Raw genomic sequence first — 10988 nt, 5'->3', positions numbered from 1 at the left:
CCGGTCGACATGGGCATTCCGGCGTGGTGCCGGACTCCGGGCGCGCAGCGCCCGACACAGGCGTGACACCGCGTAGCGGTGTCACGAGACATTTTCCCTAGAGCGCCGCAATCCGCTCCCGCTGCGTCTTCAGATTACCGATCGCCGTGGCATGCTCGGCGAGCTTGTCGCGCTCCTTCTGCACCACGGCGGCCGGGGCCTTGTCGACGAAGGCGGGGTTGGTGAGCTTGGCCTCGGTGCGCGCCACGTCGTCGGAGAGACGCCCGATCTCCTTGTCCAGGCGCTTCAATTCGGCGTCCTTGTCGATCAGCCCGGCCATGGGGATCAGCACCTTCATCTCACCGACCAGTGCGATGGCCGATTCCGGGGCGTGCGACTCGTCCTCCAGCACCGTGATGGACTCGGTGCGGGCCAGGAAGTCGAGATAGGGGCGGGCGGCCGTCAGCCACCGGCGGTCCTGGTCTGAGGCGTTGGCGATCAGCATCGGCAGTGGCTTGCCCGGCGGGATGTTCATCTCGCCCTTGATGCGGCGCACGCCAAGGATGAACTGGCGCACCCAGTCGATCTCCGCGACGACCTCCCGGTCGCCCTCCGGGTCTGCTGACACGGCCAGCGCGGCGGGGTAGGGGGCCAGCATGATGGTCTCACCCGCCACCCCGGCCAAGGGTGCCACCTTCTGCCAGATCTCTTCCGTGATGAAGGGCATGATGGGGTGGGCCAGGCGCAGCAGGGTCTCCAGCGTCGTCACCAGGGTGCGGCGGGTACCGCGACGGGCGGCCTCTGAGGCATCGGCCCCGGTCAGGACCGGCTTGCAGAGCTCCAGGTACCAGTCGCAGAACTCGTTCCAGGTGAAGTCATAGATCGCCTGGGCGGCCAGGTCGAAGCGGTAGCTGTCCATGGACTCGCGCACCGTGTTGGTGGTGGCCGCCAGCCGCGCGGCGATCCAGCGGTCGGCGGGGGACAATTCGATCGGGTCTGAACCGAGCCCGCAATCCTGACCCTCGGTGTTCATCAACACATAGCGCGAGGCATTCCAGATCTTGTTGCAGAAGTTGCGGTAGCCCTCGATGCGGCGCAGGTCGAACTTCACGTCCCGCCCGGTGGTGGCGAGCGCCGCAAAGGTGAAGCGCAGCGCATCGGTGCCGAAGCTGGGGATGCCGCCGGGGAAGTCGGCACGGGTCTGCTTGGCGATCTTCTCGGCCAGGTGCGGCTGCATCATGCCGCGAGTGCGCTTCTCGACCAGGGCCTCCAACTCGATCCCGTCGATCAGGTCGATGGGGTCCAGCACATTGCCCTTGGACTTGGACATCTTGTCGCCGTGGGCATCGCGCACCAGTCCGTGGATGTAGACGTCGCGGAACGGCACGTCGCCCATGAACTTGAGCCCCATCATGATCATCCGGGCGACCCAGAAGAAGATGATGTCGAAGCCGGTGATCAGGACCGAGGTGGGATAGAAATCGCGCAGGCGCTGCGTGTCGTCCGGCCAGCCCAGGGTGCTGAAGGGCCAGAGTGCGGAGCTGAACCAGGTGTCGAGCACGTCCTGGTCCTGCTCCAGTGCCACCTCTGCGCCCAGATGATGCGTCTCCCGCACCTCCACCTCCGAGCGACCGACATAGACGTTGCCCTCGGCGTCATACCAGGCGGGGATGCGGTGCCCCCACCAGATCTGGCGGCTGATGCACCAGTCCTGGATGTTGTGCATCCACTCGAAATAGGTGTTTTTCCAGTTGTCCGGGACGAAGCGGATGCGCCCGTCCTCCACCGCCGCAATGGCGGGCCCGGCCAGCGGGGCGACGCGCACATACCATTGGTCGGTGAGATAGGGCTCGATCAGCGCACCGGAGCGGTCGCCGCGGGGCTGCTGCAAGCGGTGCTCCTTGACCAGGGCCAGTAGCCCCATGGCATCCAGGTCCGCGACCACCCGCCGGCGCGCATCATAGCGGTCCAGGCCGATATAGGCGGCGGGGAGCAGGTCACCCTCCTCGGGCAGGTTGGCGCGTATCGCCGCGTCCGGCGTGAAGATGTTGATCAGGCCGCCGTGGGGCTGGTCGACGATGCCGAGCTCGTCGCGGTGACGCTCCCAGACCGCATAGTCATTGAAATCGTGGGCCGGAGTGATCTTCACACAGCCGGTGCCGAAGGCCGGGTCGGCATAGTCGTCGGCGATGATGGGGATGCGCCGGCCGGTGAGCGGCAGCTCGACGAACTCACCGATCAGGTGCTGGTAGCGCTCGTCGTTGGGGTTCACCGCCACCGCGCAGTCGCCCAGCAGGGTTTCCGGGCGGGTGGTGGAGACCACCAGATGTCCGATCCCATTGGTTAAGGGATAGCACATATCCCACATGTGGCCGGATTCTTCTTCGGACAGCACCTCCAGGTCCGAGACTGCGGTGTGCAGGACCGGGTCCCAGTTCACCAGGCGTTTGCGCCGGTAGATCAGGCCCTCCTGATGCAGGCGCACGAAGACCTCGCGCACGGCCTCCGAGAGGCCGGCGTCCATGGTGAAGCGTTCGTTTGCCCAGTCGAGAGAGGAACCCAGCCGGCGCAACTGACGGGTGATGGTGCCGCCCGACTCGGCCTTCCACTCCCAGACCCGCTCGATGAAGGCGTCACGGCCGAGGTCGTGGCGCGTCTTGCCCTGTTGTTCCAGTTGGCGTTCCACGACCATTTGGGTGGCGATGCCCGCGTGGTCGGTGCCCGGCTGCCACAGGGTGCGATCACCGCACATCCGGCGGTAGCGGATCAGTGTGTCCATCACGGTGTTGTTGAACCCGTGGCCCATGTGCAGGCTGCCGGTCACGTTGGGCGGCGGGATCATGATGCAATAGGTCCCGGCCCCGGCGGTCTGCTGGGCGGCGTCGACACTCGGTCCAGGGGCAAACCAACCCTTGTCCTCCCAGTGGCTGTACCAAGTTTTTTCCAGGGTTTGGGGGTCGTAGTTCTTGTCCAGCATGGCGTTGCGTCGATCCGCGGGAGTAGGCGAGGGTGGATGGGGAAAGGGGGGCAAGTATACCCCTCGCTCGCGGCAAGGTCGTTGGTCCGCACAGTGGACCGATCGCCTGGCCGGAACGATGACTAAGGTTGAATTCAGCAAAGGGGGTCAGTTGCCGGACCGCCTAGATCAGGCTCCCGACCCCCGGCTCCGACTCAGCCCGCGGCGGGCTTGTCTCCGGCCGGCTGGGCCGCTGCGGGCGCCGCCGCAGGTGCGGCGGGGGCCTCGGCCGCAACCGGCGGCGCCTTGACGACGGGTGCGGCGGCCGCCGGTGCGGGCGTCGGGGCTGCTGCGGCCACCGCCGGGGCGGGCGCAGGACTGAGCGCGGCGGCGGCCGGGGCTGGCGTCGGGCTCGGCGCGGGTTGCGCCGGGGCACTCGGCGTCACACTGGCCGGGGTCTGGGCCACAGCCGGGTTCGCGGGGGCCGTGGCAGGCGCGCCGGTCAGACTGGCCGGGGCGGCTTGGGCGACCGTGCTCGCCGTCGCGTTCGGCTCGGGGCTGGCCGCCGGGGTGGTTTGCGCAACGTTGCCGGTCGCGGCGGGTGCCGGCTGGGGTTGGGCGACGCGCGCCGTGGCGGTCCGGCGCGGCGCCGGGGCATGTTCGCGCGGTGCCCGGGTTACGGGCGTGCTGCGCGCAGCGCGCGGCTCAGCGGCGGGCTCGGCCATGGCCACCGTAGTTGCGGTGTGGGTCGCCGTGGCCGTGGTCACCGCCGGGGCGGCACCTGCGGCGCCGGCAGTCGTTGCGGCGGGGGCGACGCCCGCAGCGCTGGCTTGGGCGGTGGCCTGAGCACGCGCGCGTGCCTCGGTCTCCCGTTTGGCGACCTGCTCGGCGGCATAGGCCCGTTGCTTAGCCGCGTAGTTGCCATAATCCGGCCCGCTGCCGACGATGCTCACCTGGGTGCCGACCCCGACGTGCTCGAACAGGACCGGAGCCAGCTTGGCCGGCAGGCGGATGCAGCCATGGGATGCGGGGTGGCCCGGGTGCGGGATCGGACCGGCGTGCAGCCCCACGCCGTCATAGGTGATGCGCAGGTAATAGGGCATGCTCGCACCCTCGAAGCGCGCCCCCGACGGGAACTGTCCCTGGCCGGACTTGGCATTGGTGCTCAGTACCCGACCGCCCTTGCCCAACACCTTGCCGTAGAGATTGGAACGCTTGTTCACCGACCGCTCCAGGACCTCGAAGTGTCCCACCGGGGTCGGGTGCGACTTCAGCCCGGAGGCCACCGTGGTCCAGCCCACCTGCTCATCCCCGACATAGAAGCGCGCCTTCTGTTCGTCGGTATTAACGATGATGCGGGTGAGTTTGCGATCCTTGGCGTCCCACTCGTAGAGCTTGCCGGGTGCGGGCTTCTCTTTGGGGGCCGGGATGGGGCCCGGCGCGACCTCCGCGGGCGCCGCGGCCTTGTCGGCGACCTTGGGTTGTCCTTGCTCGGTGGTACGCGCCTCGGGCTTGGGGATCCAGCTCTGCAAGTCCTGCAAGCCGGGCACGCCCTGCAGTTCAGCACAGGCGGTTAGCGTCACCAGCAGCGGCACGGCCAAGGCGGCGCGCCCCAAGGGCCGGAGCTGGGGCCGACGGGGCTGGGCCGGCGTGTAGCAAATGGGATCGAGGGTCTGTTCAATGGCCATGGTGTGGTTTCTGCCGGTGCCGTTTCCGGTCCGGTTCCATGTTGATTTTCAATGCCACATAGCATACCCGAGCGGCGCCGTCGGGGCACCTGTCGATGCGTTTGCGGTGGTTCGGGCGGCGCATCGCAACTGGTCCAGTCGGGCGTCCCTGCTGTACCATGGGCAGCTTTTCGCACGGAAACCGTGCGAAACCCTTTCTGGGACTGAAATTATGGGCTTCAAATGTGGAATCGTGGGCCTGCCCAACGTGGGTAAGTCCACGCTGTTCAATGCCTTGACTCGGGCCGCCATCGCGGCCGAGAACTACCCCTTCTGCACCATCGACCCCAATGTGGGTGTCGTCCTGCTGCCCGACCCGCGGCTCGACGTCATCGCCGCCATCACCAAGCCCCAGGCGGTCCTGCCCACCACCATGCAGTTTGTGGACATCGCGGGACTGGTGGCCGGTGCGTCCAAGGGCGAGGGGCTGGGCAACAAGTTCCTGGCCAACATCCGCGAGACCGATGCCATCGCACATGTGGTGCGCTGCTTTGAAAACGACGACGTGGTCCACGTCTCCGGCGGCGTCGACCCCCTGCGTGACATCGAGATCATCGACACCGAGTTGGCCCTGGCCGACCTGGAATCGGTCGAAAAGGCCCTGGATCGCGCCAGCCGTGCCGCCAAGGTCGGGGACAAGAAGGCCATGGTGCGCCGCGACCTGCTGGAGCGGGTGCGCGCCCACCTCGACCAGGCCAAGCCGGTGCGCACCTTGGATATCAGCGACGATGAGCGTGCCGAGCTGCGCGAGCTCTTCCTGCTCACCAACAAGCCCACCATGTATATCGCCAACGTGGCTGAGGGCGGCTTCACCGCCAACCCACTGCTGGACGCCGGGCGCGCGCACGCCGCCGACGAGGGCGCCCTGGTGGTCCCGGTGTGCGCCGCGATCGAGGCCGAGATCGTCGAGCTGGCCGACGACGAGCGCGGTGAGTTCCTGGCCGAGCTGGGCCTGGAAGAGCCGGGCCTGAACCGGGTTGTGCGGGCCGGCTACGAGCTCCTGGGGCTGGAGACCTATTTCACGTCCGGGCCCAAGGAGGTCCGCGCCTGGACCGTCCCGGCGCGCTCGCGGGCGCCGCAGGCAGCCGGGGTCATCCACTCTGACTTCGAGCGCGGCTTCATCCGCGCGGAGGTCATCGCCTACGCCGACTTCGTCGCCTGCAAGGGCGAGCAGGGCGCCAAAGAGGCGGGCAAGCTGCGCTCCGAGGGCAAAGACTATGTCGTCAAGGATGGCGATGTCATCCACTTCCGATTTAACGTTTAAACCGTCTAGCGGACTTCTGCGGAACTCCCCGGAACGATAAACCTCTGTTTTCAGAATCAAACAATAGCGTTTCTTGTCCCCTGTGTTCCGCAGTGGGCCATTGTAAGCCGGGGTATAAGCGGGTATAAAAGCGGGTACGGCCCCCGCACCCTCCCAGGAAAAAGCGGGTACGGCCGGCAAGCCCATAACCCGAACCTGGCCAAGAGGATAACCGCGCCATGCTGACCGACGCCAAATGCAGGACAGCCAAGCCCCAAGCGACGCCCTACAAGCTCCCTGACGGACAGGGGCTCTATCTGGAGGTCAAGCCCAACGGGGTGAAGGCGTGGCGGTACCGCTTCAAGCTGGCGGATCGCGAAAGCACGTTCGCCGTCGGCAACTATGGGGCGGCCCCCGCCGGTGAGACCCTGGAAGCGGCACAGGCCCGGCGCGACGGCGGGACCTTCACCCTTGCCGAAGCGCGAGACGAGCGCGCCAAGGCCCGCGGACTGGTCAAGCAGGGGACCAACCCCGCGGCGGCCCGGCAACTGGAGCGCACCAAGCAGTCACAGGCCAACGCCATCACCTTCGAGGCCGTGGCGTGCGAATGGCTGGCCCTGAAGGACTGGACAGAGGACACCAAGGCCCGGCGCCTGGATATGCTCAAGCGAGTGGTGTTCCCGAAGATCGGGGCGCTTCCCGTGGGTCAGGTCACATCGGCGCACGTTCTGGACGTTCTCAAGACTTCGGAGAAGGACAACGGGCCAGCGGTTGCGGTTGAAGCCCGCCGGGCAATGTCTGGCGTGTTCGACCTGGCCGTGTCCACCCTGCGAGCCGCGACCGATCCGGTTTACCCGGTGCGCAAGGCACTCCCCAAGAACAAGACCCAGCACAAGCGCGCCCTGACGGCTGAGGAAATCGGGCAACTGCTGAGGGATATGGACGCGCACCCGGTGCGGCATGAGACCTTGGCGGCATTCCGCTTGATGTGGTTCACGCTGGCCAGGCCGTCAGAGGTAATCGAGGCCGAATGGTCAGAGCTCGACCTTGATGCAGCCCTCTGGCGCATTCCTGCCGAGCGGATGAAGCTCCGCAAGGAGCACACCATACCGCTACCGACCCAGGCCGTTGCACTACTGCGCGCGCTCCAAGGCGTTACCGGGCACCAAGTGCACCTGTTCCCTGGCCGTGACAACCGCGCCAAGCCAATGAGCGGCGGCACCTTTCGACAGGCATTCATGACGATTGGATGGGCAGGGCGCTACAGCCCGCACGCGACCCGCACCACGGGCAGCACCCGCCTAAACGAAATGGGCTATCCGTCCGACTGGATCGAGCGGCAATTGGCGCACGCCGAACCCAACGCCGTGCGGCGCGCCTACAACCATGCTGAGTATCTGAGCGACCGCGCCAAGATGATGCAGGCGTGGGCGGATCATCTGGACCGCTTGAAGCATGGCGCGGATGTGCTGGAGTTCCGACGTACCGCATAGTTGCGTCTTGACTCCCGCGGTAGTCCGCGGTAGCCTGTTCCCTGTCGCGTACAATACCGCGGCAAACCCATTCCAGCGAAGGCATGAGCCTTCCCGTCAGGCGCAAGAGTGCCGTCTATACCGCATTAGCGGTGAGGCACTCGCGCATGTCCACTTTCCTAAGATTCCCTGCGGTTTCCGCTCGCGTCGCTCTCAAGAAGTCCGCCGTCTATAAGCGGATCGCCGAGGGCACGTTCCCGGCGCCCGTCTTGCTGTCCGCGCGTTGCGCGGTCTGGCCCGAGGATGAGATCGACGCTTGGATGCAGGCGCAGATTGAAGCCGCACAGCCTGCCCCCCGCCCTGTTCCCGGCCCCACCGATCCTGCTGGTTCGTCGCGTGCCAGTCGCGCCGCCAAGGCCCGCCCGCAGTATCGCCCGGCGCCTGTGGCTATCTTGGTGTCCGCATGATGGACACCACAACCGAGAACGCCCGAACCGGGGAGGGACCGGGACGGGCGAGAGGGCAGAGCAGAAACGAGCCCCGACATTATACCGCCAGCGGTCTTGCTGCGCCCCTACTCGCGCGCCTTGAGGGTGTCATCCCTGCCGGTCCTGGCAAATGGTATGCGCGATGCCCCGCCCACGACGACAAGAGCCCATCGCTCAGCGTGGCGGACAAGGGCGATAGGGTCTTGATCCACTGCTTTGCAGGTTGCGACCCATCCGACGCGCTTACCGCGGTCGGACTCGACTGGAAAGACATCTATCCCGACCGCTGGGTTTGCGCAGAGAGGCGCCCCAACGAGGCCGCGCGCAAACACTTACAGCGTGCCCTTGCGGACCTAGACCCGATGGACCACGAGCGCAGCATTCTGAAATTTGCCGCCGCTGATCGCCGGGCAGGGATCGCGGAATCTATCGAGGGTCGCGCCCGAGTCGAGGTTGCGGTTCTTCGGCTACGCGCGGCAGGGGGGGTGTCGTGATGGACGGCTTTGTATCAGACGGATTGAGCCCCGAGGACCTAGAGGAGCTGGCCGGCGGTAGCTATCACCCCGGCCCGGACCATGACCCCAAACCGGACGCCAAGCCCGCAGAGGCCACCGGAAAGCCGCGCCCTATCGGTGTCACCCTGATACGCGCCGACCGCATTAAGCCAGAGCGGATTGACTGGGTATGGCCCGGCTGGCTGGCGCGCGGTAAGGTCCACGTCATGGCTGGCGCTCCCGGCACCGGCAAGACCACCGCATCGGTTGCCCTGGCTGCAATCATGACGATAGGCGGACGCTGGCCAGATGGTAGCCGCGCGCCGATTGGTGACGTGCTGGTATGGTCAGGGGAGGATGACCCCAAGGACACCCTTGTACCGCGCCTAATCGCATCGGGTGCCGACCTGCGGCGGGTTCATTTCATTGCGAGCCATACCGACGAGAAAGGGCACCCCCGCGCATTCGATCCGGCGACAGACATTGATGCTCTATCTGAGCATCTGGCGACCATGGACCCGGCCCCCGCGCTACTGATCGTTGACCCTATCGTGTCGGCTATTGCTGGCGACTCGCATAAGAACGCAGAGGTTCGGCGATCCCTGCAACCGCTGGTAGACCTGGCCACCCTGCGAGGGGTTGCTGTGCTGGGTATCAGCCATTTCAGCAAGGGCACCCAGGGCCGGGACCCCACCGAGCGGGTTACCGGGTCGCTGGCGTTCGGCGCCCTCGCTCGCGTGGTCCTGGCCACGGCGAAGCTATCCGACGACGAGGGCGGGGGGCGCATCCTGGTAAGGGCCAAGTCGAATCTTGGGATCGACTCAGGAGGGTTCGGGTATGACCTGGAGCAGGTAGAGCTTGAGGCGCACCCCGGGATAATCACCACGAGGGTGCAGTGGGGTGAAGCACTGGAGGGGAGCGCACGGGACCTGCTGAGCCGGGCGGACGAGGCCGGCGACCCGGAGCAACAGAGTGCGACCACGGAGGCTATGGACTGGCTACTTGAGCACCTGAAGTCAGGCCCGGCGAAAGCCAAGGACGTGCAGCGGGAAGCCAAGGACGCGGGATTGACCGATAAGGCGTTGCGCACCGCCCGGGAAAAGCTCGGGATAAAGCCGACTAAAGGCGGGTTTTCCGCTGGCTGGGTTTGGGCGATTCCGACCCCCGAAGATGCCCATCTTGACCCCAAGGTGCCCAAGATGCCCAAGAATCCCGAACAAGAAAAGTTGGGCACCTTGGGCACCTTCGGCGATGTTGGGCACCTTGGGAGCGATCCGGGCGCCGCCGCGGACGATGACATGGTGGAGGTCTAGCCCATGCTCGCAACCCAACTACTTGACCACTTGACCGCCGCCGGTGTCCGGCTGGAACTGCAAGGCGACAAGCTCCGGGCAGGACCAGCGGCGGCCCTGACCCCCGGCTTGCGTGGACTGATCGCGGAGAACAAGCCCGCCCTGGTGGCGATGCTATCGCGTCCCGCCTCCAGCCTCGAGCCTGATCCGCTATCCCAGGATGACGAGGCCGCGGTTCTCCGCTGGCTGGCGTCAATCGGTGAGACTGACCCCGGGGAAATCGCCGCGACCATCGCCCGGTGCCGTTCGAGCGCGGCGGCCCGGGAATACTTCGTCGGTCGCGCCGCGGAGGTCCCAGGCATCGGGCAGGACACCGCCGCCGCTCCCGCGCCGCGCTGCCGGTCCTGGTTGGTGACCTACGCCGACGGGTCAACCGAACATCTGACGTTCGTCGCGCCCGCGTGCCTGGCAGATGTGAGGCATCGGCGCCCGGTGTCGGAATCCATTGCGCCCGCCGGTGAGGTGACGGCATGAGCAAGCGCCCCGGCCTATACCGCGACCGACCAAAGCCACCGACCGCCGCAGAGGTGGCGTTCATGGTCGCCTTCTACGGGCGGCCCAAGCCGGACCCGACAGAGCAGTGCACCCCGACCACTGGCCTGCGCCCCGATCCCTGTTCTTTGCAGGAAATAGCAGAGGAAAAACGCCCATGACACAGTTCAAGCCCGGAGCCAGCGGCAACCCACGGGGGAGGAAGCCGGGGACACTGACCAAGGCAGGCAAGTTGCGCGACGCCATCGTCAAAGACCTGCCCGAGATCGTTGCCGCCCTGGTGGAACAGGCCAAGGCTGGCGACGTTCAGGCCGCGCGGCTGCTGATGGACCGCGCCTTGCCCGCCCTGCGGCCCACTGCGGCCCCCGTAGCGGTTGCCCTTGGCGATGACCTTAACCAAGCATCCGGCGCTGTGCTGGCGGCATTGAGTGACGGTATTGTCAGTACCGATCAGGCCGCGGATTTGGCGTCTGTCCTGTCGGCACTGGTCAAGGTCCGGGAGTTCACCGAGTTGGAAAGCCGCATTGCGGCCCTGGAGCAGAAGACGTGAAGACGATCAGAACCAGAGTGGAAATCCTCGAGGCTGGCGACGCCGCCCATAAGGACGTGCGCAAGATGAGCGACGCAGAGCTTGACGCGGAGCTTGAGCGACTGACCCGGAAACCCTACCCCACGACCGACCACCAAGACACGAGAGGAACCACCAATGCCCAAGCTAATTGAGCGACGCATCGAGGCCCTGGAGGCGACCAGCACGATGGACCCGATCTTAATGGTTCTTCGGT

General features: G+C 66.4%; 10 protein-coding genes. 8 read left to right on the top strand and 2 right to left on the bottom strand.

Going from position 1 to position 10988, the window contains the following annotated elements; all coding sequences use genetic code 11:
• Window positions 1-97: 97 nt before the first annotated feature.
• On the bottom strand, window positions 98-2956 hold the full coding sequence (locus QZY44_RS16190) for a valine--tRNA ligase (protein ID WP_295448258.1): 2859 nt from the start codon (window positions 2954-2956) through the stop codon (window positions 98-100).
• A 194-nt stretch (window positions 2957-3150) separates the two neighbouring features.
• Entirely contained in the window at window positions 3151-4623 is a 1473-nt protein-coding gene (locus tag QZY44_RS16185; RefSeq protein WP_295448255.1) for a L,D-transpeptidase, read from the bottom strand.
• A gap of 211 nt (window positions 4624-4834) precedes the next feature.
• On the opposite strand from QZY44_RS16185, the gene ychF reads away from it, so the two are divergent.
• From ychF to QZY44_RS16145, 8 genes are all read left to right on the top strand, one after another.
• Window positions 4835-5926 carry a redox-regulated ATPase YchF gene (ychF, locus tag QZY44_RS16180; protein WP_295448252.1) on the top strand — a complete coding sequence of 364 codons (1092 nt, stop codon included), beginning with the start codon at window positions 4835-4837 and terminating at the stop codon, window positions 5924-5926.
• A gap of 218 nt (window positions 5927-6144) precedes the next feature.
• Window positions 6145-7398, top strand: a complete 1254-nt coding sequence (locus tag QZY44_RS16175) for a tyrosine-type recombinase/integrase (RefSeq protein WP_295448249.1) — start codon at window positions 6145-6147, stop codon at window positions 7396-7398.
• A gap of 83 nt (window positions 7399-7481) precedes the next feature.
• Window positions 7482-7844: an AlpA family phage regulatory protein gene (locus tag QZY44_RS16170; protein WP_365304580.1), complete on the top strand. Its 363-nt coding sequence runs from the start codon at window positions 7482-7484 to the stop codon at window positions 7842-7844.
• A 514-nt stretch (window positions 7845-8358) separates the two neighbouring features.
• The gene (locus tag QZY44_RS16165; RefSeq protein WP_295448247.1) at window positions 8359-9672 is read left to right on the top strand and encodes an AAA family ATPase; all 1314 of its coding nucleotides are present in this window, start codon (window positions 8359-8361) and stop codon (window positions 9670-9672) included.
• A gap of 3 nt (window positions 9673-9675) precedes the next feature.
• A complete protein-coding gene (locus QZY44_RS16160) occupies window positions 9676-10185 on the top strand; it encodes a hypothetical protein (protein ID WP_295448244.1) in 510 nt (169 codons plus the stop codon).
• Complete coding sequence (locus QZY44_RS16155) at window positions 10182-10364, top strand: hypothetical protein (protein WP_295448241.1); 183 nt, start codon at window positions 10182-10184, stop codon at window positions 10362-10364. Before QZY44_RS16160 ends, QZY44_RS16155 begins: the two co-directional genes overlap by 4 nt.
• Entirely contained in the window at window positions 10361-10753 is a 393-nt protein-coding gene (locus QZY44_RS16150; protein WP_295448238.1) for a DUF5681 domain-containing protein, read from the top strand. Before QZY44_RS16155 ends, QZY44_RS16150 begins: the two co-directional genes overlap by 4 nt.
• Entirely contained in the window at window positions 10750-10926 is a 177-nt protein-coding gene (locus QZY44_RS16145) for a hypothetical protein (protein WP_295448235.1), read from the top strand. The genes QZY44_RS16150 and QZY44_RS16145 overlap by 4 nt, the downstream gene beginning before the upstream one ends.
• Window positions 10927-10988 lie beyond the last annotated feature (62 nt).

Source organism: uncultured Thiodictyon sp. (assembly GCA_903837595.1).
Taxonomy (GTDB): Bacteria; Pseudomonadota; Gammaproteobacteria; order Chromatiales; family Chromatiaceae; genus Thiodictyon.
This window is presented reverse-complemented; position numbering and strand designations above follow the sequence as displayed.

Coding starts and splice junctions, on each gene's coding strand:
- QZY44_RS16175 (WP_295448249.1), top strand. CDS start 6,145: ATGCTGACCGACGCCAAATGCAGGACAGCCAAGCCCCAAGCGACGCCC.
- QZY44_RS16190 (WP_295448258.1), bottom strand. CDS start 2,956: ATGCTGGACAAGAACTACGACCCCCAAACCCTGGAAAAAACTTGGTAC.
- QZY44_RS16185 (WP_295448255.1), bottom strand. CDS start 4,623: ATGGCCATTGAACAGACCCTCGATCCCATTTGCTACACGCCGGCCCAG.
- QZY44_RS16165 (WP_295448247.1), top strand. CDS start 8,359: ATGGACGGCTTTGTATCAGACGGATTGAGCCCCGAGGACCTAGAGGAG.
- QZY44_RS16170 (WP_365304580.1), top strand. CDS start 7,482: ATGAGCCTTCCCGTCAGGCGCAAGAGTGCCGTCTATACCGCATTAGCG.
- QZY44_RS16150 (WP_295448238.1), top strand. CDS start 10,361: ATGACACAGTTCAAGCCCGGAGCCAGCGGCAACCCACGGGGGAGGAAG.
- ychF (WP_295448252.1), top strand. CDS start 4,835: ATGGGCTTCAAATGTGGAATCGTGGGCCTGCCCAACGTGGGTAAGTCC.
- QZY44_RS16155 (WP_295448241.1), top strand. CDS start 10,182: ATGAGCAAGCGCCCCGGCCTATACCGCGACCGACCAAAGCCACCGACC.
- QZY44_RS16160 (WP_295448244.1), top strand. CDS start 9,676: ATGCTCGCAACCCAACTACTTGACCACTTGACCGCCGCCGGTGTCCGG.